A 26529-nucleotide genomic window follows, 5' to 3' on the forward strand; every position below is an offset into this window, starting at 1 on the left:
GTGGGGGCCGGGCCCCCACAAAGTGTCGTAGCGACACCCTAGAACGCTATGGGTACTGCTTACCTCAAGGAAATCAGAAAAGCTGCGCAACGTCCGGCTGACAGCCTTAGAAGTCGCGCGGCAGATATCCCAGCTGTTTCCAGCGCTTATATTGCGCGCTGAAGGCCAGCTGGTTTTCGTATACCTTCTTGAAGTCCGCATCTTTGGCGGCTTCTGAATCGAGCACTTTTTTGGTGACTTCCTGCAGGCTGCGCAGCAGGCTTTCCGGCAATTTGCGTGCGGCGGCGCCGTCAGCCTCCAATTGCTCCATGGCGCGTCCCTGAATAGCTTCGCTACGCGCCAGATCGCGAGTAACGCCGGCCTGACAGGCCAGGTTTATCATCTCCTGGTCATTCTCGGAGATGGCGTCCCATTCCTTCTTGTTAACCACCAAGTGAAAAGCGGAGTGCGGTTGGTGCCAGCCTGGGAAGTAGTTGTATTTGGCTACTTTGTTGAAGCCCAGTTTCTGATCGACGGCGGGAAGAGAGAACTCCGTCGCGTCGATGGCGCCTTTCTCCAGCGCCTGGAAGATTTCACCGCCGGGCAGTACGGTTACGGAAGCGCCCAGATCCTGCATGATTTGTCCGCCAATGCCGGCAAAACGCACTTTCAAGCCCTTTACGTCTTCAAGCCCGTTGATTTCTTTCTTGAACCAGCCTGCGGTCTCAGGTCCGGTCAGGCCGCACAGAAGGGGATGAATGTTGTCGCGGTGATAGATGTCTTCCGCCATCTGGCGGCCTTCGCCTTCATACCACCAGGCGATGTATTCCCAAGGCTCCATGCCGAAGGGGACGGAAGAGAAGAGGACGGAAGACGCAATACGGCCCTGGTCATATCCCAGCCAGGTGTAGCCGGCTTCGATTTTTCCGCTTTTGACGACTTCGGTGATATCCAGTGTGGGCGCCAGCTTGTTGGGTTCATAGTGCTTGATCATGATACGGCCGCTGGACGCTTTGTTCAGCGATTCCATGACGCCGGGAATGGTGTCGCCCAGAGCAGGTAAATTGCTGGCGTATGCAGCTTGCATTTTCCAGCGTATCTTGTCGGCCGCCTGCGCCGCACCTGCGCAAGTAAGTGTGGCGACAATCAGGACTTTGGCGAGCGCGCGGGATGAAAGAGATGAGGTTCCGTGTAAATGCATAGTATTTCCCTAAATTTCTTTTTATTGCCGACTACTACCGGCAGGCAGAATACATATATTGGGCCAGCTTTTAAACTCCTTGTTTTTCATATAGATACATATGGAAAAAAGGTTTTTTTCATATCTGTGTATGAGAAGCCGGACAGTATGCTTTGCGCCGCCTTCACACAAGCCTGGAATCGCTGGCGTCTATGAGGTCAGAAAATCGTCCGGATTTTCAGACATTGTATGGTCGTCCGGACAAAATGGGCGGGGAGGTTAGATATAAAATTATTTGTACAAGTTTATCTGCGTCAGTGCGCCAGTCGTATTCGACATGATCCCCCCGATATAGCGTTTTGGGTTGGGAAAATCGCTTGAAGGCGCTTAAATCAACTCATGCTTCTGCAGCTTTTCATAAAAAGTGGCTCGGGATATGCCCAGTGCTTTAGCGCTGGCTGAGCGGTTGCCATTGCAGGCGGACATCGCCTGTTTGAGGAAGTTGAGTTCAGCTTCCGCCATAGCTTCTGACAGGGGCTTGATGGCCTCGCGGCGATTTACTTTCTCGGCGGCCCCCTGTAGATGAGCGAAGTCCGCTACAGTCAGTTCCGTTCCCTCGGCGAAAATAAACGCTCGCTCCAGGGTGTTGTGCAGCTCTCTCACATTGCCCGGCCAATGATAGCTTTTTAATAGCTTCATCGCTTCCGCATTGGGTTTGCGGAAAGGCAATGCAGAGGCGTCGCAGAATTGCCGCAGCATATTGCCGACCAGCAGTTCAACGTCGCCTTCTCTGTCGCGCAGAGGAGGCACTTCGATCGGCAAAACGTTTAAGCGGTAGTACAAGTCTGAGCGGAATTCACCGGTTTCCACCATCTGCTTCAAATTACGGCTGGTGGCGGCGATGATGCGCACATTCACGCGAATAATGCGATTGGAGCCGAGGGCTTCGAACTCCTGTTCCTGCAGCACGCGCAGCAGTTTTGTTTGCAGGCTTAGAGACAGGTCGCCGACTTCGTCCAGAAACAGCGTGCCGCCGTCCGCCAGCTGGATTTTGCCGATGCGTCCCTTGCGGTCGGCGCCGGTGTATGCGCCTGGCGCAGCGCCGAAAAACTCCGCTTCCAACAGACTTTCCGGTATCGCCGCCATGTTAACGCCGACGAAAGGTCGCTCCGCGCGCACCGATGCGTGGTGGATAGCGTGGGCCAGCACTTCCTTGCCGGTGCCGGTCTCGCCCAGCAGTAGTACGGTCGTGTCCAGCTCAGCCGCCTGTCGGGCGCGGCGGATCAGTTCCCGAATAGGCGGGCTTTGGCCGATAAAATCCGCGAATGAATATTTCGCCTGTCGCATATCCGCCAGTTGTTTCTCAGCCGTGGTGGGCACGCCGCGCAGACGGCCGAACTTTTCCACCAATGGCTTCATGTAATCCAGCTGTTTATAGAACACGAAGCCAATGCCGCCAATCACCTGATCCTGGTCGTCGCGGATCGGCATGCGGGTCACTACCATCCAGGTGCCGCGAATGCGCATGAGATCAAGAAGAATCGGACGGCCGCTTTCCACTACCTGACGCATCATGCTGTTGGGTATGGCTTCCTCCACCGGGCGACCGACGTATTTGGCGGCGTCTTCCGGCAGTTCCAGCAGTAGGCGGTATTTATCGCTGAGCCAGCGAATCCGGGCTTTCTGGTCGACGATGATGCTGCCTTCGCAAAAGCTGTCCAGCAGATCCATCAGGGGGTTATCTTGGATAAAGGCTAATTGGGCTTCAATGGGAAGCCGACTGTCTGAGATTGAGGTTGCCATGTCTACGCCGTCCGTTTCTTAATCCGATCCTATCCATGAAGAGGGGGACCGAATGACAACAAAAAGTACTCCACGTTTAACCGGGAAACATACTCCGAAAGCGGTCCTCAAGCAATGAAACTGTGGGTTTACAACAATGGTTTAGGTAAAAAGTTCAATGTTTGAGCAGTTATTCAAACTGATGCTGAAACTGACGTTGCGATCAGATTTTCAGGCAACCTGGTTGGCGGGGTATGATGCCCTGAGGCGATGTCGCCGTGAACTCCTGCTCTATAGAGGATGCTTGAATGCTGGAAGACGACTTGTTTGTCCGTTGGCGGCAATTGTTCCCCTGCGCCGACAGTGAAATCGTCAAGGATTGTTTTGACGGCTTACGTCGCGCCTATGCTGAGCCTCATCGTCATTATCATACCCTGAGCCATATTCGCGCCTGTTTGCGTCACCTCGACAAGATTGCAGACGAATTGAGCGATCCGCGTGCGGTGGAGCTGGCGCTTTGGTATCACGACATTCAATACCAGATTGGAAGCGCTGAAAACGAAGCGGACAGCGCACATCGCGCGACGGCGGAGCTGGACCGGCTGGGCGAAGCGCCCGAGAGGGCGGCGAAGGTGCGAGCATTGATTTTGCACACTCGCCATCCGTCACAACCAGACAGTCGGGACGCCGCGTTTTTAGTGGATATTGATCTGGCGGTGCTGGGCGCGGCTCCCGCTTTGTATGATCAATACGAAGCCTGGATCAGAGAGGAGTACAAAAACATTCCCTGGTCGCAGTACTGCGTTGGGCGACGTCGAGTGCTGCAAGAATTTCTGAATGACGCCTACATCTATCACACGGATAGATTCCGACAAGAGCGAGAGTCCGCCGCCAGAGCGAATCTAACGCGGGCGTTGATGCGTCTTTCGGGGCGGGAGAGGGAAGAGAGGACGTAACCGCCTCAGGAGCGTGAAGGCTTCAGGCCGCGGCGCAGCAAGTCTGTCGCTGTGGCGGCGGGAACCGGCTTGCTGAAGTAGAAACCCTGGGCTTCATGGCAACCCAGCTCGCGCAGTTTTTCAAGTTGCTGGACATTTTCGATGCCTTCCGCAATGACCTTGAAGCCCATATGCTCCGCAATCGCCAGAATTGCTTTGACGATGGCGATATCGTCGCTGGATTCGCAGATATTGCTGATGAAGGAGCGGTCAATTTTGAGGCGATTAAACGGGTATTTTTTGAGGTATTCCAGGTTGCTGTAACCTGTGCCGAAGTCGTCAATGGCGATATCGAAACCTTGCCGCCACAGCGCCTGTAGTTGGCCGCCGCCTTTGGGGTCCATCAGGCTGCTTTCGGTCAGCTCCAGTTCAAAATCATTGGGAGTCAGGTGATAGCGGCTGAACAGGTCGACAAAATCTTCGGTGAAGTCGTCCCTGTATAACTGCGCTGGAGAAATATTGATTGCGACGCGCACCCGTGGGCCTATAGTGCGCCAGGCGACGATTTGCTGACAGACCTGTTCTATCATCCACAGGCTCAGGTCATAAATGTTCCCGTTTTCCTCCGCCAGGGGAATAAAGCGCGCGGGGCTGATGAAGCCCTTTTCAGGATGTTGCCAGCGCAGCAGCGCCTCGAACCCCACCAGCGTCTCCTTGTTTATGTCCACCAGCGGCTGGAAATACACTTCAAACTGTTGTTCGCGCATAGCTTGGAACAGCGCCTGGGACAGCCACCAGCGCTCGTAGTTCTCCGCGTCCATCTCCGGACAGAACTTTCTCAGCAGATTGCCGCCTTCTTTTTTGGCTTCCATCAGCGCCATTTCCGCTTTATTGAATAGCGTTCTCCACTCTTGTAAAGGCTGGCTGGGGGGCGCGTAACCGATAGAGAACTTGAGCAGGAATTCCTGGGAGTGAATCAGGAAGGGCTGTTGCAGCCGGTGCTGTAACAAACGAAGCTGCGCAGCGGCCTGAGTTTCCGCTGCTTCCAATACCACGCCAAATTTACCTGGGCCCAGACAGCCCATGAGTATTCCTGGCGGAAAAATAGCGGACATGCGCTCGACCACTGTCCGGCTGATCTGCTTTTCGGACATGTCCCGGTCCTGGCTGCTGAGGAGGCCGATCAGCGTCTGATCCAGATCGATCTCACATACGCCGACGCAAAAGGAACAGTCTTTTTTCTTCTTGAACAGAGTGTTGGCGATTTCCAGCAGGATTTCTTTACGCGGCAGGCCGGTGACTGGGTCGTATTGCTCCAACAGACGGATATTCTGATTCTGGAAGTCATGCAGCTTTTTCAGCTTCAGCAGATTGTTGACGCGGGCGCAGAGTTCACGGCGGTTGAATGGCTTGCTGACATAGTCCTCTGCGCCAGCCTCCAGCCCCGATACACAGGAGTCCCTGTCCGCCAGCGCGGTCAGCAGAATAATGGGGATGTGCTTCCAGGCTTCGTGAGATTTGATTTCCCGAGTCAGCTCAAAGCCGTTTTTGCCGGGCATCATCACGTCCAGAATGATCAGGTCCGGCTCGTAATTGGCGACCGCTTTCAGCGCGTTGCAGCTATCGTTCAGCTCATGAACATCGCAGCCTTCCGCGCGAAAGATATCCGCCAGCAATCTGGTGTTACGCTGTTCGTCGTCGACTATTAACAGCCTGCTTCCTTCGAGCTGGAGCATAAGATTGTAATCCCTCCCCTGATTCTTCAAGTCTAGACAAGAATCTCCGCAAAATTAACGTCCTGTATCAGGACTTTTGTAATCGTAGCCCGGGTGGTCAGCGGGGTTTGCGCGAGAACGCCCCTGTTGATAACGCCTTCTCGCGCATGTGTAAGCTTTTGTTAATTTCCAGCTTGTTTCTATACTGAGATTAACGGTTCAAGGGAGTTTCGAGGATATGAAACAACAACCGTACGTTCTCGCCAAAATAGCTGGATATGGGCTGCTGGCGCTGCTTTCTTCATTCGCCTTTGCTGCAAGAGATGATCTGGTGCTGGACATCAAAGGCGCCAGCCTGGAGCAGCTCATGGGTCTGAAAATATCCACTTTATCCCGCAAACAGGAATTATTGGCCAGAGCGCCAGCGGCGGTTTACGTCCTTACCCGGGACGATATCCGGCGTATGGGCGTCACTCATATCGCGGAGGCGTTGCGGTACGTTCCCGGGCTTGAAGTGAATCGTTTCGAAGGCGGTAAGTGGAGCGTCAGTGCGCGCGGCTTCAGTTCAGCCACCACCAACGCGAACAAGATGCTGGTGCTGATCGATGGACGCAGTATCTACAGCATGTTGTATTCCGGCGTGTTATGGGAAGAAAAGGACGTCATGCTGGAGGACGTGGATCGCATCGAAGTGGTGCGCGGACCCGGCGGCGCCCTGTGGGGCGCCAACGCGGTTAACGGCGTCATCAACATCATCACGCGCCATGCGTCGGAGACTTTTGGCGGGACGGTGACAGTCGGAGGCGGCCTGGAAGAGCGGGGACTGTATAAACAACGTTATGGCTGGCGAATAGGGGATGACGGCTACGCCCGGATCTACGGCAAGGTGGTTTATCGAGACGATAGCGGCGGCCTGGGCACGGAAGACGACGGCGAGCACCGGCAAACGGGATTCAGAGTGGATATGGGGCGTGGCCGCCCAAGCGAGATGACCTTACAGGGAGATTATTATCAGGGCGAGGCGGGGACGACACAGGAGTTTGATGGCGGCAACCTGATGTTTAACTGGACCTATGAGTTCTCGGAGCAGCGCAGCCAGCAATTGCTGTTGTACTTCGATAACACTGTGCTGGAAACCACGGGCTTGGATGACAGACGCGATATTTGGAATCTGGAATACCAGTTCCGCAACCAGTTTCAACGCCACGATGTGGTGGCGGGGCTTGGTTATAGAATTGTTCACGATGAAGTGCTTTCGCCGACAGATCTGGCTGGATTACGGCCTGAGAAGCGCAATGATGAGGTTAAAAACCTGTTTATTCACGACGAAATAACGCCATTTGGTGGTAACTTCCGTCTAATTGCAGGTACCAAGTATGAAGTGAACGACTATTCTGGTGAAGAATGGCAACCCAGTGTGAGAGTCGCCTATGATTTCTCAGACGCTATCGTGTGGGCGTCCTGGTCTAAAGCGGTGCGAGTGCCGACTCGTCTGGAGCACGACTTGTTTGCGCCGACGCTGAATGGCGCTCAGACCATGCAGCCGGAGAAGGCCGAGTTTTATGAAGTCGGTGGTCGTACTTCCTGGAATAAATGGACGCTGGATCTGTCCGCTTACGCCGGAGAATATGATGACTTGAGAACAGTGGGCGGCGGCGCTATCGGCAACGAAATGTCGGGCGACATCCGAGGCGTGGAGGCGTCTGTGGATTATAGAGCCAGCCCTGTCTGGCGGCTGCGTTTTAATGTCAGTCATATGGAAATGGACCTGGAGCTGGACGCGTCCCATACCTCGGAAGTGAGCGCGGAAAGTATCGAAGACGCGTCACCCAAAGACATGGCGCAGCTGATTTCCTATTGGGATATCACGCCAGCCTGGAGTCTGAACGCCTATCTGCGCTATGTGGATCGTATCCAGTATTCCAATATCCCCAGTTTTCTAGTGGCTGACCTCAGCGTCGTCTGGAGGCCAATAGAAGACTTACGCGCGCAATGGGTTGTTCGCCATTTGGGAGACCCGCACCCGGAATCGGTTGGCTCGAACGGTGAGGTGGAATCCGACGCCGCCTTTTATCTGGGCTGGGAGTTTTAGTCAATGTTTTCCCGATATGGCGGCGGACGCTGGGCGAGAGGCGTGTTTGCAGCCATTCTGACGGCGTATTCCATCGCATCCACAGCGGCGGATGTCGAGTATCAGATTAAAGCCTCCTATCTCTACAACTTCATGCAGTTTGTGCGCTTCCCACAGGAAACCTTGCTTAACGGAGATCGAATCAGGGTCTGCATCATTGGCGTTAACCGTTTTGGCAATGCGCTGGATGAAGTGGATGGCGCCAAAGCGCCGCAAGGGACGGTTGAAGTGAGCAATCTGGGGCGCTATCGGCCGGGATTATCGGTTAAACACTGCAATGTGCTGTTCCTGTCTGAGTCGGAAGAAAGGGAAACCGAGCGGATCTTGAGGCTGGTGAATGTGCATGAGGTCCTGACTATCAGTGAGTACGCCCCTTTCATCGCCTATGGCGGTTTGATTGAGCTGTATCAGGAAGACGACAGCATTCGTTTCAGAATCAACGCGTCGCTGGTGACAGAGACCAAGTTCAAAGTAGCGGCGCAGTTGGTGCAATTGGGAGTGAATTAACATGCAAAGCGCGGAGCTGAAGGAATTGAGCTGGTGGCGGCGGGTGAGCATTCGCGCCAAGATGCAGATTGGCGTTCTTGGTTTCGCTTTGTTGCTGCTGGTGATTTGCGCCACGACTCTGACGGTGATGGCGAACCTTTATTTCCATCAAAAAATGCGCCAGGACTTGCAAATGCTCAGTAAGGTTCTGGCGGAGAACAGCGGCGCGGCGCTGACGTTCAATGACGCGGCGTCGGCGGGCAATGTACTGTCCGCATTGAAAGAAAATGCGTCCGTGGAGGCGGCTGCGCTGTACCAGGTTGGCGAGGCGGCGGCGTTTGCGGAGTATCCCCAGACTGGCGCAGCCGCGGGTTTGGCCTCGATGGCGGGTAACGCCGGAGTCTGGCTGCAGCAGGATTATTACGTCACCTCTACGCCGGTGGCGGTGAACGAAGAGATTGTCGGATACCTGATTCTGAAGTCCAACCTGCAAGAGTGGGAGCAATTCAAGCAAAAGTTGCTGAGTCTGTTTCTGGTGTTGATCGGCGGAATGTTGGCGCTCACGCTGCTGGTGTCGTACTGGTTAAAGTCCCACATTACTCAGCCATTGGCTTCGCTTTCCGAATGGGCGATGCAGGTTTCCAAACACAAAGATTTCAATGCGCGCGCCAGCAAACGTAATGAGGACGAGATTGGACATCTGGTGGACAGCCTTAATGTCATGCTGTCGGAACTGGCGAGGCAGGAGACCATTGTCTCCCTGAACCGGGAATTGGAGCGTGAGATCCAGGAGCGCAAAGTCGTGGAGAAGGACCTGATCGCCATGCGTAATCGGGCGGAGGAGGCCAACAAGGCGAAAAGCCGTTTTCTCGCCAATATGAGCCATGAACTGCGCACGCCGCTGAACGCCATCATCGGCTACAGCGAAATGCTGCAGGAAGTGGTGGCGGAGGACGATTACGAAAGAGAGGAAATCGTCGACGATATCGGCAAGGTGCGCTCCGCCGGCAAGCATTTGTTGAGCCTGATCAACGATATTCTGGATATCTCCAAAATCGAAGCCGGCAAAATGCAAATCAGCATCGAGGCGTTCAGCATGGAGGATCTGGTGGAAGAAGTCACTGGCGCGCTGCGAGTGCTGGCGGACGAACGGCGCAATAAGCTGGTCGTTCGCGGCGCAAGCGATGTTGGCGTGGTGCACAGCGACCTGGTCAAAGTCAGACAGATCCTGTTCAACCTGCTGAGCAATGCGGTCAAATTCACCCAGGATGGCGTTGTGGAACTGATATGCGAGCGGGACTCCGAGGAAAACGAGGAGTGGGTGCTGTGCAAGGTCCGCGATACCGGGATAGGCATCAGTGACAATGCAATCAAAGAGCTGTTCCGGCCTTTCAGTCAGGCCGATCCATCCACCACTCGGCGCTATGGCGGCACCGGACTGGGGCTGGCGATCAGTCGGTCATACGCCACCATGCTGGGAGGGGAAATCAGCGTTACCAGCAAGGAAGGCGAAGGTTCTGAGTTCTGTATTCGCTTGCCGACCACGGCTGAAATCAATGGCCCGGAAGAGCGCATTGAACAGGACGCCCCTTCGCTGCAAGAACCGGATGTGACGCAGCATGAAGAGCCAGCGTCAGATGCAAATAAGGTCGCCGGAGCCCGACTATTGTTGATTGACGACGACATGACGGTGCACGACATTTTGAAGCACCAACTGAACAAACATGGCTTTGTCATTCGTTCAGCGCTGTCCGGCGGAGAGGGACTGGCGTTGGCGAAACAGGACGACTTTGACGTGATTGTGCTGGATATCTTCATGCCGGGACTGGATGGCTGGCAGGTACTGCAGACGCTGAAATCCGATGCGGCGACCGCCCATATTCCCGTCGTTATGCATACCATCGAGTCCAACGCGGAGAAAGGCTACGCTCTGGGCGCCTCGGACTATCTGGTGAAGCCGATCAACAGCGCGCGCCTGTTGTCTATCCTGCAGCGCTATCAGAAAAAAGAAGCCAGCCTGAAAGTGCTGTGCGTTGATGATGATCCGCACAGTCTGGAACTGGTGCGCGCATATATGCATGGAACCGGCTGGAGTCTGATTACCGCGGAGGACGGTCGGCAGGGATTGGAAAAACTGCAGCGGAATACAGATGTTTCCGTGATTCTGCTGGACTTGATCATGCCGGAAATGAACGGCTTTGAATTTATTGAAGAGTGCCGGCGCAATGACGAGACTGCGGATATCCCGGTCATTGTCATATCCGCAAGAGACTTGACGCAGGCGGAACGCAGGTTGTTGCAACAACATACGCAGGCAGTGTTGCGCAAAGGGATGTACGACAAGAGCGCATTGCTGAGCCGTATCAAGGAAGTGCTGGAGGAACTGGCGCCGGTAAGTTAGGGGAGAGAGCCATGACGTTGTTGCTGATTGTCGAAGATAACGATATGAATGCGGACATGCTCACGCGCCGATTGCGCCGTAAAGGTTATGAAATTGCGCTCGCATGCGACGGCGGGGAGGCGGTGACGATGGCGCAGGAATGTCGCCCAGCGTTGATTCTGATGGACTTGAGCCTGCCTGTTATGGACGGTTATGAGGCCACCAGGTTAATAAAGGAAGGCGGCGGATGCGATACGCCGATCATTGCGCTCACGGCCCATGCCCTGGCGGAGGATCGTGATAAAGCCCTGGCGGCGGGATGTGACGATTACGAAACCAAGCCTGTGAACTTCTCCCGTCTGCTGGAAAAAATCGAACGCTTTCTGACGGCGGACTGATGTTGGCGGGCTGAGCAGCGGCTGAAAGAGGTCTTCCCAGGGCGAGACCGTCCGGAAAAGTCGATGACTCAACGGCCTGACGCGCTGAGCGGGGTTTCTGTGCGAGTGTATTACCAATTGTTCATGGAAAATGCCCATGGCGGGCAATATTGTAGGGATAAGTAGCCATTTCCGGTTGCAGGAGGTTGACTGTATTCCTCTAACCGGCGCGTCATGGGGAGCGCTTTATGTTTCACAAGCGAATTTTCGGCGGTGTGTCCGCTGTCCTGATTACTTTAACCTTAACTACCAGCCTGTCTGGCTGTGCGTCAAAAGCTGCGCGTTATGACTATCAGCCGGGAAGGGATTTCTCCACGCTAAAAACCTATGCCCTGACGCCGCCCAGCGTTAACGGCGGCGCCACCACGCTGAGCGACGCCCGGGTGGAAAGCGCCATACGCCTGTTCATGCAGAACAAGGGGTTTCAAATGGTTGACAAGTCCAAGGCGGATGTCTGGAGCACTTGGCGCATCAAAGAGGAAAAGGAAATTCGCCGCGATGGAATCAGCTACGGTTTTGGATACGGCATCGCGAGCGGGCGCACTGGCGTGGGCATTAGTCTGGGAACCCGGCCCCCGGCGGAAGAGGTGATGCGGGGCAAACTGGTGCTGGAGATGGTCGACCCGCAGAATTCCAATGTTATCTGGAGCGCCGAGGCCGCGCGTCCGTTGAGTGAGGATGACGCCCCGGCGGCGAAGGAAGCGGAAATCCGTAAACTGGTGGGAGAAATGCTACAGAATTTTCCACCGAAAGACGCCTGAGCGTCCGAGTGTTAAATTGAGCGTCATGATTATTGCAGTAATGACTTGTGGGTGAGGAGAACTCAATGAATCTGCGCGGACAACTGAATCTGCCGGGGCGCGTGACAGCGCTCTGCGTGTTGTTTCTGTTGGGCGGATGCGCCGGTTATCAAGTGCGTGGCGATTACGCCGAGACATTCGATTTCTCCAGCATTCATACTTATCGCTGGGCGACGGAGAACCGCGACGCCCAGGGCGTGGTGGGATTGCGTGAGCAGCGCATTCGTCAGACGGTCGATCAGGCGCTGCAAGGCGAAGGCCTTTCCCAAGCGGAATCTCCAGACGTATTGGTGCGGGCGCTATACCGTATTGATAACCGGAAGGAGTATCGTCAGGAACCGAGGATCGGTTTCTGGCGTCCATTTTTCTCCCATGACCGGGATGTGGTGGCGCATGATTATCAAATGGGCGTGTTCACCGTGGAAATGATTGAGCCCGCCAGCAATCGTGTGATTTGGCAGGGCTCTTCATCGCGACGCATGAGCTACGACTTGACGCCAGAGGAAAAAATCAGGCGCCTGGAAGAAGAGGTGCGCGCCATCTTCGAGCGGTACCCGCCGCAGCCGGCGGCGCAGTAGTCTTTCCGGCTCCCTCGTTGTAATACGGCTTCCCCCTGGGACGCCAGTTCTTTGTCCCGATATCGGGAAAACTCCTTTTTCGTGTTTTGTCATAAAGAGTCACCCATACAGGTGATTCTTTTTCGTTTGTCGCTTTACTAACCTGAAAAAGCTGTTGAGAAGTACAAAAATAAACATTAACGAAAGCAGAAGGTAGCGTAATGGAAAAAATAACGCACGCTGTATGTTTGGTTGCGGCAGCTTCACTCTCCTCCCTCTCTCACGCTGACGGATGCAGCGCCTGGGCGGGCACTTCAAATGGGTATACCGATACCCAACATCCCTTTCTGATGGTGCATGGCATTACCGGGTTCGATACCGTTGGCGGGTTGCTGGGTTACTTTCACACCGTGCCCATGAATCTGTGCCGCAGTGGCGCGGATGTGGTGATAGCCAGCGTGTCTCCTTTCAATGACAGCGAGCAACGCGGTCTGTCGTTGGCGGATGGTCTAAACAGCGGCTTATACGGCGACGCAGTCAAATACAATGTCTTCGCCCACAGCCAGGGTTCGCCCACCACGCGCGCCGCCATCACCTTTGATGCGCACGCCAATGCGGAAGGCCAGGGGCACATCGCCTCGCTGACCTCTGTGGATGGCGTCAATAACGGCTCCCGCGTGGCGGATATGATTCGCGGCGTCGTTCCGGCGGACAGTTCGATTGAAGGCGGCGTCGCTGCGGTGGCGAATGCATTCGGCTCTCTGATCGCCTGGATTTCCGGGGATGAGCATCAGCAGGACTCCATCGCAGCGCTGGATTCGTTGACTTCAGTCGGTACCGCGGACCTGAACAGCCGCCACCCCTATGGGACGGCTTCTGGAGAGTGCGTGGAGGACCGCGATACGGTAGTGACTTATCGCGGCAACGAAATCCGCTTGTACTCCTGGGCGGGAAGGAGTGTGATGACCAATATTCTGGATTTGTTGGACCCGTTTCTGTTCACCACGTCACTCGTGTTCGGCGGAGAGCCCAGCGACGGTATGGTCTCCGTCTGCTCGCAAAAACTGGGGGAATACCTGGGCGACTATGACGCCAATCATATCGACGTGATCAACCATGTCATGGGCGTGGGCTCGATCTGGCACAGCCCGGTGTCGCTGTATCGCGTACAGGCGAATCGCCTGAAGAATATCGGCCTTTAACCTGTAGTTTCAGCAGTGCGCGCTCATTATGACATGCGGTGAGCGCGCACTGCGGTGTGTCTGCCGGACTAATCGCAACAGGATGTTATAAAAATAAAAAGGAATCTCACCATGAAGAAGCTTTCATTCGCCTTGTGCGTTGTAACTCTCGCCGCCGCCGCATTGCTGTTTCTACAACCAGATATTACAAAGCCTCCCGTCGTTGCAGAAGTGAGCGCCGAAGGCGTCCAGCTAACGCAGTCTGGCGCTCCTGACAAAGGGATGGCGTCAACGTCTTCTCAATCCGAACCGCCAATGGCGGCGCCAGTCTGGGATGGCGCCAACTTCGCCCGGGCGCTGGCCGGGACCGATATCGACGGCGACTTGCGGGTGGACGAGCACGGGCTTCTGATTACAGACATGCAGGTGAAGGACTTTTTCGATTATTTCTTTCTTGCTGTCGGAGAGCGTTCGCCGGAAGAGGTGATTGCGGAAATCCAGCGCCGTATCTATGACAAGTTGCCGGCGCAGGCCGCGGAACAGGCCATGGAGTTGCTGAACGATTACATCTCCTACCAGGAGCGCATAGGCGAGTTGATGGCGGCGCCATTGGCGCCGGCGGAAAGTCAGAATTATGAATACTATGCGTCGGTGATGGCGAATACCTTCGAGCAATTGAAGTCGCTGCGTCGGCAAATATTCGCTCCAGATGTGGTCGATGCATTTTTTGGATTGGATGAAGCCTATTCGGATTATGCGCTGGCGGTGATGCAAGTGAAGGCGGACGCTCAGTTGAGCGATAGCGAGAAAGTCAGTCAAGTGGAAGCCTTGCGGCAAAAATTACCAGCGCAGATGCGCGACGCCCATCGACAGGCCGCGCAACGGGAGAATCTGACGCGAGAAGCCCGACGCATGTACCGGGAAGGGTATGACGCCGACAGCGTCCGGCAAACCCTGCAGGGGCAGTTTAGCGGCGAAAAAGCAGAGAGGATTATTGCCTATTATCAGCGGGAAGAAACGTGGCGCGCCCGTCTGGATGATTATCAACGTCGCAAACAGGATATTCAGGCCGTTGCGCGCACCGATGCGGAAATCGTCGCTGGACTCACGCAGTTGCGCAACAGCCTGTTCACCTCAGACGAATTGAAGTTGGTGGAGAGTTACGAGGCGATAGAAAGGAAAGCCGCACGATATGAAAAGCCATGAACGGCTATCATGGGTGAAGGGCGGATGGCGGTGTTAGAGAGCCGCCACCGCTTCTATCTCAATATCCACTTCAGTAGAGAAAAAGTTACTGACTTCCACCAGTGTGCTGGCGGGAAAGGCGCCTTCATAATGCTTGATGAGGCCGTCTCTCACCGCCGTCAGATGCTCAGTGGATTTGATATATACCGTGACCTTTATAATTCTGTCCAGACCGACGCCCTCTGCTTCAGCGATGCGCCTGATCTGCGCAAAAATGGCGTCGATTTGCTGGCCGACAGGCTTGCAGACGCCGCTGCCGTCATATGCCGTGAGCCCACTGATGAACAGCATGCCGTTGAAAGCGGTCGCGTGACAATAAGGTCCAACAGGCTGCCCCAGCGCTGCGTAGTTTAGACGTCGGATTGGTGACTTCTTTTCCATGTGTTGTTACTCGCTCTTCGCTTTTTATGAGTCAAGAACCTGACCTGCGGCTGCGCGTTGCGCTCATCGCCATCAGCTTCTCGGTGATTTTATTGACCGTTGGCCCCAACGCAAAGGCGATGCTGAAGGCGGTGGGCCAGGCCAATAGAAAGGCGTGCATCCAGTGCGCGGTAAAGTCCCTCTGTAAACCCAGGTTGAGAAACGTCACCCATGCGCTCATTAAAAAGCTGAGCGCCAGAGACATCGTCAGGCTGTAGAAAAAGCGGAATTTTATCGACATAAAGTTCTCCTACTGATTACGAACGGAGCTCAAGGTTTGCTGGTCAACTTGCGTTTTGATTGACAGGCGAATGCACGATTATTTTCTCGACTTGCGTCAGATTAAGAGCCATATAGCGCTGGGTGTGTTCATAGGTGAAGTGCTGGTCCAGCGCCTTGGGGCTTATCCATGACTCCCAAAGGATAAAGTGAGAGGGGACGGCGGCGTCCTGGAAAACCTGGAAAGTCAGACAACCTAACTCTTTCTGCGTGTCCGCCTCCAGCTGCGCCAGCTCCCGACGGACTAAATCAGGGTCGCTTCCTTCTGTAGCGCGGATGTGGGCGGTTAGATGATGGGGCATGTTCGACCTCTTAATTCTGGTGAAGGGTTGACGTTATTAACTAAGGCCGACATGCTAGTATCAACCAAAAATAGAATAAACCCGCAATATTTAAATCTTAAATTCCATATTTGAAATCATGCTTGATGACTTGGCGTTATTTATAAAAGTGGCGGAACTGGGCGGCTTCTCCAGAGCCGCTGCGGCTACAGGCGTCCCGGCTCCGACGCTGACGCGGCGGGTGCAGAAGCTGGAAGCCGAGCTGGGGTGTCAGCTGTTACATCGCTCCGCTCGTCGATTGCAACTGACCGCTGCGGGACAAAAGGTTTTTGACGAGTCGTATCTTCACCTGTCCAGCCTCGATAAACAGATGGCGTTGATAAAAAAGGATATTTCGGCGGAAGAAGGGGAAATCAGGGTGCTGGCTCCGGTGAACTTGGCCAATGGGCCTCTGCGTCCTTTGTGGGGGGAGTTTATGTCCCGCTACCCCAACATTCAGCTGACTCTGCAGCTTAATAATAAGGTTGAGGACTTTACCGGATCGCAAGCGGAGCTGGCGGTGCGAGTGGGCCCGCAGGCCGATTCTGCGTTGCGTCAAAGACGTCTGGGCTCCATCCGCACTGTACTGGTGGCGACACCGGACGTCGCCGCGCAAATTGAAGCGGAAGGGGCGGACTTGAACCCGGCGGAACTGGCGCGCTGGCCTTGGATGGCGTCGTTATCCGAGACCATGCGCCGCCTGCGTCACCGCCATACAGGCGAACCGGTGGATATTGACTGGCGACCACGCGCCCACATCAACGACCTATCCCTGGCGGTTGATATTCTGAAGGCCTGTGGAGGGGTGATGTTATGCCCCGTCTCCCTAGTCTGGGAAGACCTGCAACGCGGCGACCTGCGACAGATACTGAGCGATTGGGAAGGGGCCGACAGGGAAGTGCATGTGGTATGGAATGACCGCAATATCCTGCTTAGACGCACCCAGTTGTTACTGGATTTCCTGACTGAAGAAACCAGACGCATACCGAGCTTGCTTGGTGAATTGCCTGCTGTATCAAAAGCCCGTATGGAGAGCAAATGAGTAACTTTGAAATTATTGACGTCATCACTTCACCGATAGGTGAGGACTATTTCCCCGAGCATTTTTTAAGGGAAAGCCAATACATAAGACAGATTCAATATGCTTCCTCCCCCAAAGCAAGCAGTAATGCAATACAACATTACAGGGGAAGCGTAGATGCAAACTGGCATGGGTGGTTGGAAACTTATATCAGGCTTGTCGCCGAAGGACGTTTTCCCTATCTCTGGCCTTTGAGGCAGTACGGTCTGGGTTTTGATTTCGCTGGACAATTGGATGACTTCAAAGACGGCACAAGTTTTTACTCTCTAGGTAGCGACCCCATTGGAGATTGGTTTGTTATGTCTATCGACACAGGATCTTGGGTCCATTTATGCGATCACCATGTTTATACATTGTATGACGGTTGGGATACGCCGAACCACTTGTTGGCCTGGGCTTTGAGAGTGGTGTTGGGCGATGAGTACGAGATTACGGCTGACGAACTTAGAAACCATTGGCGCACCAGGAAGCAACGTATAAACGAAGAGACGCTTGAAAGAATTATTGATGATTTGAGTTAGGCCGATAGGCTCTTTTTGTTTCTTTGAAAAGCTGAGAGGTATTGAGCGCTTGGGTTTCTGCCGCTATTTCAGATCAGTGTCTTGCCTCTTATGTTTAAGCCATGTCGCGTTACGACATGGCTATATAACTATTAATTTTACTTGTCCTCAGGCCCAACCCAGGCGTGAGGATTCCAGGCGATTTCCCACAAGTGGCCGTCGGGATCGGCGAAGTAGCCGGAGTAGCCGCCCCAGAAGGTATCCTGGGCGGGTTTGACCAGTTTTGCGCCAACCTCTACAGCTTGCTGAATCTGCGCGTCCACGTCTTCCTTGGACGCCAGATTGTGGGCAAGGGTGACGCCTTTGAATCCCGAGCCGTTGTCAGGAACCGCCGCATCTTCCGCCAGCAGATGGCGAGGGTAGAGCCCCAGCCAGGTTCCGTTGAGGGTGAAAAACGCTACATTAGCGCTTTCCGTCTGCAACTTTGGAAGCCCCAGGCCGTTTTCGTAGAATTCCACTGAGCGTTGAAGGTCTTCCACGCCCAGGGTGATCATGCTGATTCTTGGTTTCATTGCGCCTCCATGTACATTGGGACTGAGCGAATCCGCTCAGGATTTCGCTGCGTCTTTGGGCGGGCGGCCTCGCTTCATCGGCCGGACAGGTCGGTCCACCAGATCTTCGATCTGATTGATGAAGCGGTCTCCGCCTAATACCAGTTCATTGAGTAACGTCTGTTCGATATGCCGGCGTATCCAGGGCTCCATTTCGTACTGCATGAGATCCAGGAACGATTGCTGACGTTCTTCCGCATCATCCCCGAGATCGGTATACATGGGATGGTTACGAATCAGGCCGAGTTCGTCTTCGCCCCTGGCGTGCGCATGATAGCTTGACCAGGGGTATTCCGATTCATTCGGCGCCAGGCCGCGAAACACGGCCAGGGAATCGATATAGCGATAGCACGTCAGCATATAGCCGGAGGAATCAATCAGACTGGATTTATAACGGCCTTCCCACAGCGTGCCGCTACGGTGGTAGCGGTGATTCACATACTGCACGTAACGGCGTCCCAGAGACTGCATCATCTGAGGGATGCCGTTTTCAATGTGCGGCGTGACCAGCAAGTTGAACTCATTTTTCAGCAACACGTACGCATGCACGTAACACTGATATTGTTCAGACGCCTTGCCCACGCATTCAAGGAAGTACAGATAATCCTCTTTATCAAAGAAGCAGGGGAGGCGGTTATGCCCCCGCTGCATGATAAGTTGTGGATGGCCGGTAAGATTAAATCGTGTTTTTCTCGCCATGCGCGTCCAGTTGCACTCCTATTTATTATTCGGCTGCGTCTGCATCCACATCAAGACTTTCATCCAGATCAGCATTCGCATCAGGGGCTGCCGCCGCTTGCGGTTCCGCTGCCGCCGCCGCAGCGGCTTCGGCGTTGAACAAGTAGCCGAAGCTGCCGTCTTCTGCGGCGCTGATATGGATGTGCTCGATATGTTCTCCGTTCGCCAGTCTGCTCAGGCACTCGGTGGACAGTTCAGGCAGCACGGTGCGGTTCAGGATATGTTCGATATTGCGCGCGCCGGTATCCACTTCCTGAGAACGGGCGACAATGTTGAGCAACACGTCCTCGTCGAAGGTGAATGCGGCGCCATAGTGATTGCGCACTCTCCGCGCAATACGATCCATGTTGATGCGACAGATTTTGAACAGATTCTCGTCGTCTAACGGATAATACGTAATAACGTTGGCGCGCCCCAAAAATGCGGGCTTGAAGTACTTCAGCAGCTCGTGGCGCATGCTGTCGAGCATGACATCCGGCTCCGGTTTCTCTTCAGACTGGGCGCAGATGGCGCGAATCGCCTCTTCGCCAGCGTTGGAGGTCATGATGATGACCGTGTTCTTGAAGTCGATGTCGCGGCCTTCGCCATCTTTGATGGTGCCCTTGTCGAACAGGTTGTAGAACACGTCCTGCACACCCTGGTGTGCTTTTTCCATTTCGTCCAGCAGGATGACGGAGTAAGGTTTCCGGCGCGCGGCTTCCGTCAACACGCCGCCTTCGCCGTAGCCCACATATCCGGGAGGAGAACCCAGCAGCATGGAAACTTTGTGCTCTTCTTTAAACTCGGACATGTTGATGACAGTCAGGTTCTGCTCGCCGCCGAACAGTGTGTCCGCCAGCGCCAGAGCGGTCTCGGTCTTACCTACGCCGGAAGGTCCGACCATCAGGAAAACACCGATAGGTTTGCGCGGATCAGTCAGGCCCGCGCGGGAGGTGCGGATCGCCTGAGCGACGGCCTCCAGGGCATGGGACTGGCCGATAACGCGTTTTTCCAACTGGTCATGCAGGTTAAGAATGCCGTTGATCTCATCGCTCACCATTTTGCCGACCGGGATGCCGGTCCAGTTGGCGACGACTTCGGCGACGGCCTGGCCATCCACATGAGGCATCATTAGAGGCTGATTCCCCTGTGCGGACGCCAGGGCGGCGAACAGGTTCTTGAATTCCACCTGCAGCTCGGCGACTTCTTCATCGCTCAGGCGGTCACCGGCGTCTTCAGCGCCTTTCTTAGTCTGGAAGTCCTGCTCGAGCTTGGTGCGCACATCCAGAATTTTGGCGATCAAGTCTTTCTCTTTTTCCCACTGCTCGGTTTGTGCGGCGAGAGAAGCTTCCAGAGCGGCTTTCTCTTCGGTAAGCAGATCCAGCGTCTCGTGATATTCGCCGGAAGAGATATTTTCCTGGGAAATCAGGTCGAGGTTGGTGTCGATCTGTTGAATACGGCGACGGGTGTCCTCAATCAAAGACGGCGTGGCGCTCTGGCTCAGGGACACTCGTGCGCAGGCGGTGTCTAGCAGGCTCACGCCTTTGTCCGGCAATTGACGACCGGGAATATAACGGGCGGACAGTTTCACCGCCTGGATAATGGCGTCGTCGGAGATGCGTACGTTGTGGTGGACAGCCAGGATTTTGGAGATGCCGCGCAGCATGTCGATCGCAACAGCCTCAGACGGTTCTTCGACTTTCACCACCTGGAAACGGCGGGTCAGAGCCGGGTCGCGTTCGAAGTATTTCTTGTACTCCGCCCAAGTCGTGGCGGCGATGGTGCGCAGTTCGCCCCGCGCCAGCGCGGGCTTGAGCAGGTTGGCGGCGTCGCCTTGGCCTTCTTTGCCGCCCGCGCCGATCATGGTGTGCGCTTCATCGATAAACATGATGATGGGCGTAGGAGACGCTTTAACTTCTTCGATAACGGATTTCAGACGTTGTTCAAACTCGCCTTTCATGCTGGCGCCGGCCTGCAGCAAGCCCAGGTCCAGAACATGGATGTGTACGCCTTGCAGGGGCTCTGGCACGTCTTTCTGCGCAATACGCAGCGCCAGGCCTTCGACGACGGCGGTTTTACCAACGCCAGCTTCGCCAGTCAGGATAGGGTTGTTCTGACGGCGGCGGGTCAGGATATCGATACACTGACGAATTTCCGGATCGCGGCCCAATACAGGATCGATTTCGTTGTTCAGCGCTCTTTCGGTCAGGTTGACGGTGTACTTCTGCAATGCGCCGCCTTGCGCTGTCGGCGCGGCTGGAGCGCCGCCGCCCGCCGCCGCTTTCAAATAAGCGCGGCTTTCGGAGGATTGTCCGGTAACGGCTTTCACCGCAGGCAATACTTTCTCCAGTGAAATTTCCTGCAAGGTTTTGACTGAGCTCAACAGCTGGTTACGCAGGGTGTTGTGCGACATCACCGCCGCAAACAGGTGCGCAGAGCTGATGAAGTTTACGCCCATCTCCACTGACGCCAGTAACCAGCCGGCTTTCAGCGCGTCCACCACTAAAGGCGAAAAGGGAACCATATCCCTGGGGTTGTCGCGATGGAATTTGCCCACCGTCTGACTTAGCTCTCTGCTGACTTTACCAATGTCGACGCCGAGCTGTTCAAGTACGCGGTCCAGATCACTGTCGCTTTGCTCCAGCACCTTCAGCAGCACATGTTCGATTTCCAGTGAGCTGTGGCGTTCTTGCTGGGCCAGACGCAGACCGTCCTCTAGCGATTTGCGTACGACGGAAGTGGTGGGTTCAATGAGTTGGCGTAAGTTTAACTCAATCATAAGGTTTCCCTTTTCTTTTGTAGTCTTTCTATAGTTCGTTGCATTGCGTGTCGGGATACAGACACAGTAATGAATCGATCTTTTTGTCGTGTTGAAAACAGTTTTGAATTCCAGCCCAGCAACGGCGGCGCGGTTGGGTGCGCAAGCTGGCTGTTAGGCAGCCTGTCCTGGCGGACTTTAAGCGATAAGTCAAAGTCTAGAGCAACGCCGGCCATAGTTCGAATCAGCTTGTACATGGCTCCCAGTATTTCCGTTCCTGAAACAATGGAAAGGAAACGGGGGTAGTCGATATCATCGAAATGTACGGTGAAACGGTTTTGCACCGACCAGGTCTTTTCTCCCAGAATCGCCTGCTGCCCCAGGCAATGATTGATGCCCGGAAAGCGGCCGCCGCCCAGGCGGGTTTGCACGTCATCCGGCATGCGCCGCCATTGTCCGCGGAAGTGCAGGATGCTCACCTTCAGACCGAAATGCTGGCGTATGGCTTGTGATAGCGCCTCTGCGGAACATACGCCGCGACTCATCAGGCCGGCGACGTTGAAGATATCGCCGGAAGATTGATAGAACTTGGCGCTGCGCATGCTGGCCAGGCCCATCAGTCCCTTGATCATCTCCGCATGCCGGTCGCGGTTATATTTGGGGTCCAGCTGGTGATTAGCTTCGAAAGTCAGCGGAATACGGTATTTTTTCCAGGAACGGTAAAACAGCGACAGAGTGCGGTGATCCAATAAATCAAAGAAGTGCTTCATCGATTTATCTTTCTGCCGCAAACGTTGCAGGATCAGGTCGCGGTAATGGAATGGCAATACGCCGCGCGAACCGACCAATCCCCAGAAATTCACCGCCATCGACCACTGGTCGCGAGACGCCAGCGACTTGTCTCCGCCGCGGGTGATTTTGTCCACCGCGCCGCCTTCAAAGCCCATGCTGGGGTTCACTGCGAAGCGTACAGGCTCGTTACGAGGCGGATAAAATCCGCCCAGAGGCGTACGCGGCCGCGCATCCTGCGGGTCGAAATGCTCCAGCAGGCGCACCAGCTGGAAAAAGTCGAACCGCCAGGGGTCCTGTTGCAGCCTTTTGGTTAAATGAGAGGCTGGGAGCCGATTCTCGGTGGCCATTTCTTGAGAATATCCTGTCGCCCTTTGATTCGGGCAATTAATCGGGTGAACGCGTTAATCGAGCAGTACATGGCGAAGAACCTTTCCAGAATCGAGGCGAACAGGAAGGTGCTGTTGCCTGACATCAGGTTGTCGTCAAAGGTGACTTCGATTTCCACCCCGCGGCACACGGTGGTCTTGCCGCCAATAGTAATCGGCGCGGTCATCGGCCGGGTCTGTACGTTGACCACGGCGGCGATGATCGCCCGTGAAGCCGCGCTGTCCTGAAAATCATATAGCGCCAAAATTTCCTTAAGCACGTCAATGGCTTCCGGACTATCGAGCGATAAATAGTTCAATGTCAGGTGCGACACCAGGCGCCAGCGCGCGCCATCGCGCAACGGCGGTCGTACGGTGGGCGTCAGGTGCGTCAGAGAATCGATGCCACGCAAGGAGACGCCTACATCCAAACAGGTGAAGCGAGGCTGTCCGCCGCCGAAGGGCAGCTTTTCCGGCGTATTGCGGTTGAAGCACATCACATCGACGGTCAGCGTTTCGTCGGATAAGTTCGCTGGCGCGTAATTCAAATCAACGAGGGATATTTCCAGCTCGCTGCCGGGCTCGTTGCCCAGCTCTCCGCCAATTTTCGGGTAGCGCTGAGCATGCCAGAAAAGCTGGGTCTCGCGGCCGATATCAAAGTGACTTAAGCCATAAAAGGGCTTGTATTCCTTTTTCTTGCCATCGCCGGTCAGGCCTTGTACGCGTTCAATGGAATACACTTCATAGTTGTCCGGGAAACGCGCATCGGGGATGATCGGATAGCTGTACTGATCATGCTCGATATCTATGGGCTCCGCCCGGTGTTTGAACAGGTTGATGATCGGCGTGCAACCCAGGGCGAAGTTGCTGGCCTCCAGGTTGCGCTCCAGCTCCGCATGGGATTTGTTCAGATAGAAATACAAATCCAGGTTAGGGCCGAACTTCTCATTCAAGCGTTCGCCAAGGCCGGTCAGGTCGACGAACAGGAATTTTTCCGGGAACACCATGTATTCGGTCAGCAGACGATAACCCGGGAAAGATTGCGGCGGGGTTGGAATCAGCGCTTCTTCCTCGGCGAAGCCGACGGGCTGCAGACAGCTGCTGTGCAGGAACATCGGATTGACGTCGTCAGCGCCTTTGGATGCGACGATTTGCACGCAGTGATTCATCAGCAGCTCATACAACGAATAGGCGTATTGCGACTGACCGCGCAGGAAAAAGCGGATCTTGTCCAAGGGCAGCTGGCCTAAGTCGATTTCCGGGGCGAAGCCCTCCAGGCGCACATGAATTACTGCGGAAGCGCCTTGCACGGTTTGCGATCCAGGAGCAATAAAAGGGCGTTCCTTCAGGCTCGCCTTGGTGACCTCGATCGGCAGCAGGTCCAGATCATAGCCTGTGCTGAAGCGGCACACTTTATTCTGGAATACGTCGCTCTCCAGGCGAGAGTGGCGGGCGACATGCAGAGGTCCGTCCAGGTCTTTCGCCGCTCTGAACTGCACGACCGCCATGGAAGGAATCGGGCGCAGGTAATGCGGGTAGAGCTGGTCGAGCAGGGCGTCTGAAAGTTCCGAGAAGTCATCTTCAAGGCGGTATTGAATACGGGCGTTGAGATAAGCCACGCCCTCCAATAGACGGGAAACGTGCGGGTCTTCCACCACGTCGCCGGAAATGCGCAGGCGACCGGCGATCTTGGGATGCACGCGGGCGAACTCTGCGCCGGACTGGCGCAGATAGGCCAGTTCCTTTTCATAATAGGGTAATAACTCGTCGCTCATTAACGCGCCTCCTGAACGTTGACGATAGCCGAAATCGGCTCCAGTGAGGAATCAAAGGAGATCTCCTCAGGAGCGGGTTCGGCGAACAACACCGCCTCAATGCGGAAATGCAAGGTGGCGCCTTCCGCCCAGTCTTCATCCAGGGTAATGACCCTGACTGACTTAAAGCGGGGCTCAAACATGGCTATATGATGCTCCACTGTGCGGCAGAACTGACCTTTGCCTTCCGCACTAAGGAAGTTGATGGTATGCAGGTCAGGCAAACCATAGTTAATCAGGGACTCGTCCAACTGACGCAGATTGTCGGATGCGGAAATAGGCCGATAACGGGTGTTGAGCAAATCTTCGAGATCACGGCGCACGGATTCGCGGAGCTCGTTGAGCACCTGATGGCGATTCTTTTCTGGTTCGACTTTCAGGTCCGGCCGTTCGTCTATCAGCCGGTCCAGCACCGATGGGCGCAGTTTTTGGCTCTTGCTAATTTTCGTCATCCGAATCCCTTAACTAGCGGTGTTAACCTCTGTGGTCAGATGCAGCTCCGACACCAGGCGGTCTGCCTGATAGTGCGGACGCAAATAAATAGTAGTGGCGAAAGAGCCGGGTTTCTCCGGAATCTCTTTGACTTGCACCGATCCCTCCCGTAACGGATAGCGCGCCTGCATGAACCAGTCCGCGTCTTCCTGGGAGGTCACGTATTGGGTCAGCCAGCGTTGCAGTTCTCGCTCGCAATCTTCCGCCCGCCTGACGGAGCCAATCATATCCCGGGTGATCACTTTGATATAATGGGCGAAGCGGGAGCCGCATAAAACATGCTGCAACAGGGATGACAGCCTTGAGTTGGCGGTGGCGATGCGATCCTGGAAAACTTTCGGGCGGTGCAGGGTAGGGGTGCTGTAAAACACGCCCATGGGGACGTCATAACACTGACAGAGCGCGATGAGACCATGCTCGCTGAGCGCCCGCTCTCGCTCATCGGAAAATACCGCGTCGACGATAGGCTTATGGGCGATTTTCTTTGCATCCGTCGAGAAGGCGTCCACCACCAGATTGTCAACGGCTCCCCCTGCCATATGATCGCGAAGCAGGCCGCGAATATGAGAAAACCAGCCGACTTCAGTGAACTCACGTATCAATACTTTGGCTAACGCAAAATTGGCGTATCCCCATAAGTAATTTTCGTTAGAGGCCTGCGCGCGTTTTTCTGAAAACAGCAGCCCTCCGTGGGGGGCGATCTGAAGTGAGTAAGGGTTGCGAATCAGCACGCGTGGGAGGGTGAGTCCCAGAAAGCGCGTGTCAGGATGCTCACGCAGACTGTTCCAGGAGATGTAATCCTGCTCGCTGAAGAGCTGCTTCAGGCTGATCGGACTGGTGATTTCCGGGAAGCTGGACATCTCAAACAACTGGGGCGCCGCGTTGAGCAGTATCGGCGAGAAAGACGCTGCGCCGATTTCCGCCAGACGCTCCAGTGTGGGAATGTCGTTAAAACGGTGTCCCGTAAAAGGCTTATGGGACACCTCAAAATTCATCAGGATGATGCCGTAGGGCTCGCCCCCGGGTACATCGTATTCTTCACTGTAAATCTTGTGGAATAGCTGACTTTGGTCGAACTCCACTGAGCGATTCACGTCTTTGGTAATTTCCGACCAAGTGATATCCAGGAAACGAATTTTCACCAGTTTGCGGCCATATGCGTAGCTCACTACGTCATACAGGCTGCGCCATGCGCGTTCCAGGTCCTGAAACTTGCTGTGGTGAAGAATATGGTTAACCTGATTGATGATCTTGTTGTCGATCTGAGCGACGGCTCTTTGCAGCCATAGAATCAGATAGTCGTAATCCAGTGGTTTACCGGCGGCTTTGTCCTCGTAACACCAGTCTGGAAGCTTGATCATTTGAAGTATCTTTTTGAGCGCGATCACTTCTGCGGAGCTTGGCCCCTGAGTGCGCTTCTGCACGACGCCGTAAGTAAACGGCATAGGATTGTCGTTTGGAGATACTTTATTCTGCATCTTGGATTTGCGTAAGTCCGCCTGGAGAAAGTGTATTTATTGGTTTAATTCTAAAATTTAAGCCGGGCTTGCATCTCCAAGAGAGCAGGCCCGG

The 26529-nt window shown here is 54.8% G+C and carries 24 protein-coding genes; 11 read left to right on the top strand and 13 right to left on the bottom strand.

Annotation, left to right across the window (positions count from 1 at the left end):
- Window positions 1-106: 106 nt before the first annotated feature.
- Both AC2IBB_RS13230 and AC2IBB_RS13235 read right to left on the bottom strand, forming a co-directional pair.
- Complete coding sequence (locus AC2IBB_RS13230; protein WP_486333305.1) at window positions 107-1180, bottom strand: TRAP transporter substrate-binding protein; 1074 nt, start codon at window positions 1178-1180, stop codon at window positions 107-109.
- 366 nt (window positions 1181-1546) lie between these two features.
- Window positions 1547-2962: a sigma-54 interaction domain-containing protein gene (locus tag AC2IBB_RS13235; protein WP_486333306.1), complete on the bottom strand. Its 1416-nt coding sequence runs from the start codon at window positions 2960-2962 to the stop codon at window positions 1547-1549.
- Window positions 2963-3249: 287 nt separating this feature from the next.
- Between AC2IBB_RS13235 and AC2IBB_RS13240 the strand changes: the two genes are divergently transcribed.
- Window positions 3250-3897: an HD domain-containing protein gene (locus AC2IBB_RS13240; protein ID WP_486333307.1), complete on the top strand. Its 648-nt coding sequence runs from the start codon at window positions 3250-3252 to the stop codon at window positions 3895-3897.
- Window positions 3898-3902: 5 nt separating this feature from the next.
- On the opposite strand, the gene AC2IBB_RS13245 is transcribed toward AC2IBB_RS13240, so the two are convergent.
- Window positions 3903-5612, bottom strand: coding sequence for a putative bifunctional diguanylate cyclase/phosphodiesterase (locus AC2IBB_RS13245; protein ID WP_486333308.1), 1710 nt, complete (start codon window positions 5610-5612; stop codon window positions 3903-3905).
- Window positions 5613-5829: 217 nt separating this feature from the next.
- On the opposite strand from AC2IBB_RS13245, the gene AC2IBB_RS13250 reads away from it, so the two are divergent.
- From AC2IBB_RS13250 to AC2IBB_RS13285, 8 genes are all read left to right on the top strand, one after another.
- Window positions 5830-7683 carry a TonB-dependent receptor plug domain-containing protein gene (locus tag AC2IBB_RS13250; protein WP_486333309.1) on the top strand — a complete coding sequence of 618 codons (1854 nt, stop codon included), beginning with the start codon at window positions 5830-5832 and terminating at the stop codon, window positions 7681-7683.
- A 3-nt stretch (window positions 7684-7686) separates the two neighbouring features.
- Window positions 7687-8229, top strand: coding sequence for a YfiR family protein (locus AC2IBB_RS13255; protein WP_486333310.1), 543 nt, complete (start codon window positions 7687-7689; stop codon window positions 8227-8229).
- A 1-nt stretch (window position 8230) separates the two neighbouring features.
- Entirely contained in the window at window positions 8231-10609 is a 2379-nt protein-coding gene (locus AC2IBB_RS13260; RefSeq protein WP_486333311.1) for a response regulator, read from the top strand.
- An 11-nt stretch (window positions 10610-10620) separates the two neighbouring features.
- Window positions 10621-10986, top strand: a complete 366-nt coding sequence (locus AC2IBB_RS13265; RefSeq protein WP_486333312.1) for a response regulator — start codon at window positions 10621-10623, stop codon at window positions 10984-10986.
- A gap of 227 nt (window positions 10987-11213) precedes the next feature.
- Entirely contained in the window at window positions 11214-11786 is a 573-nt protein-coding gene (locus AC2IBB_RS13270; RefSeq protein ID WP_486333313.1) for a DUF4136 domain-containing protein, read from the top strand.
- Between the two features lie 65 nt (window positions 11787-11851).
- Entirely contained in the window at window positions 11852-12403 is a 552-nt protein-coding gene (locus tag AC2IBB_RS13275) for a DUF4136 domain-containing protein (RefSeq protein ID WP_486333314.1), read from the top strand.
- 200 nt (window positions 12404-12603) lie between these two features.
- Window positions 12604-13584, top strand: coding sequence for an esterase/lipase family protein (locus tag AC2IBB_RS13280; protein WP_486333315.1), 981 nt, complete (start codon window positions 12604-12606; stop codon window positions 13582-13584).
- Window positions 13585-13695: 111 nt separating this feature from the next.
- Complete coding sequence (locus AC2IBB_RS13285; protein ID WP_486333316.1) at window positions 13696-14769, top strand: lipase secretion chaperone; 1074 nt, start codon at window positions 13696-13698, stop codon at window positions 14767-14769.
- A gap of 33 nt (window positions 14770-14802) precedes the next feature.
- On the opposite strand, the gene AC2IBB_RS13290 is transcribed toward AC2IBB_RS13285, so the two are convergent.
- Genes AC2IBB_RS13290 through AC2IBB_RS13300 form a run of 3 tightly spaced genes read right to left on the bottom strand, consistent with a single transcriptional unit; the run spans window position 14803 to window position 15809 of the window.
- Window positions 14803-15189 (bottom strand): RidA family protein, encoded by a 387-nt coding sequence (locus tag AC2IBB_RS13290; protein WP_486333317.1) that lies wholly within the window; start codon window positions 15187-15189, stop codon window positions 14803-14805.
- A gap of 31 nt (window positions 15190-15220) precedes the next feature.
- A complete protein-coding gene (locus AC2IBB_RS13295) occupies window positions 15221-15469 on the bottom strand; it encodes a DUF2798 domain-containing protein (protein WP_486333318.1) in 249 nt (82 codons plus the stop codon).
- Between the two features lie 43 nt (window positions 15470-15512).
- On the bottom strand, window positions 15513-15809 hold the full coding sequence (locus AC2IBB_RS13300) for a putative quinol monooxygenase (RefSeq protein WP_486333319.1): 297 nt from the start codon (window positions 15807-15809) through the stop codon (window positions 15513-15515).
- Window positions 15810-15927: 118 nt separating this feature from the next.
- Here AC2IBB_RS13300 and AC2IBB_RS13305 point away from each other — a divergent pair, with 118 nt between their 5' ends.
- Both AC2IBB_RS13305 and AC2IBB_RS13310 read left to right on the top strand, forming a co-directional pair.
- Window positions 15928-16869, top strand: coding sequence for a LysR family transcriptional regulator (locus tag AC2IBB_RS13305; protein WP_486333320.1), 942 nt, complete (start codon window positions 15928-15930; stop codon window positions 16867-16869).
- On the top strand, window positions 16866-17429 hold the full coding sequence (locus AC2IBB_RS13310; RefSeq protein ID WP_486333321.1) for a hypothetical protein: 564 nt from the start codon (window positions 16866-16868) through the stop codon (window positions 17427-17429). Before AC2IBB_RS13305 ends, AC2IBB_RS13310 begins: the two co-directional genes overlap by 4 nt.
- Window positions 17430-17566: 137 nt before the next feature.
- Here AC2IBB_RS13310 and AC2IBB_RS13315 read toward each other — a convergent pair whose 3' ends face one another.
- Genes AC2IBB_RS13315 through tssC form a run of 7 tightly spaced genes read right to left on the bottom strand, consistent with a single transcriptional unit; the run spans window position 17567 to window position 26435 of the window.
- On the bottom strand, window positions 17567-17980 hold the full coding sequence (locus AC2IBB_RS13315; protein WP_486333322.1) for a VOC family protein: 414 nt from the start codon (window positions 17978-17980) through the stop codon (window positions 17567-17569).
- Between the two features lie 36 nt (window positions 17981-18016).
- Window positions 18017-18718: a transposase gene (locus AC2IBB_RS13320; protein WP_011398028.1), complete on the bottom strand. Its 702-nt coding sequence runs from the start codon at window positions 18716-18718 to the stop codon at window positions 18017-18019.
- A 25-nt stretch (window positions 18719-18743) separates the two neighbouring features.
- Window positions 18744-21515, bottom strand: coding sequence for a type VI secretion system ATPase TssH (tssH, locus tag AC2IBB_RS13325; RefSeq protein ID WP_486333323.1), 2772 nt, complete (start codon window positions 21513-21515; stop codon window positions 18744-18746).
- Window positions 21512-22633 carry a type VI secretion system baseplate subunit TssG gene (gene tssG, locus AC2IBB_RS13330; RefSeq protein ID WP_486333324.1) on the bottom strand — a complete coding sequence of 374 codons (1122 nt, stop codon included), beginning with the start codon at window positions 22631-22633 and terminating at the stop codon, window positions 21512-21514. The genes tssH and tssG overlap by 4 nt, the downstream gene beginning before the upstream one ends.
- The gene (gene tssF, locus AC2IBB_RS13335; RefSeq protein ID WP_486333325.1) at window positions 22597-24426 is read right to left on the bottom strand and encodes a type VI secretion system baseplate subunit TssF; all 1830 of its coding nucleotides are present in this window, start codon (window positions 24424-24426) and stop codon (window positions 22597-22599) included. The genes tssG and tssF overlap by 37 nt, the downstream gene beginning before the upstream one ends.
- Entirely contained in the window at window positions 24426-24917 is a 492-nt protein-coding gene (tssE, locus tag AC2IBB_RS13340; protein ID WP_486333326.1) for a type VI secretion system baseplate subunit TssE, read from the bottom strand. The genes tssF and tssE overlap by 1 nt, the downstream gene beginning before the upstream one ends.
- A 9-nt stretch (window positions 24918-24926) precedes the next feature.
- Window positions 24927-26435 (bottom strand): type VI secretion system contractile sheath large subunit, encoded by a 1509-nt coding sequence (gene tssC / locus AC2IBB_RS13345; RefSeq protein WP_486333327.1) that lies wholly within the window; start codon window positions 26433-26435, stop codon window positions 24927-24929.
- Between the last annotated feature and the right edge of the window lie 94 nt (window positions 26436-26529).

The organism is Hahella sp. NS-SX17 (genome assembly GCF_057367735.1).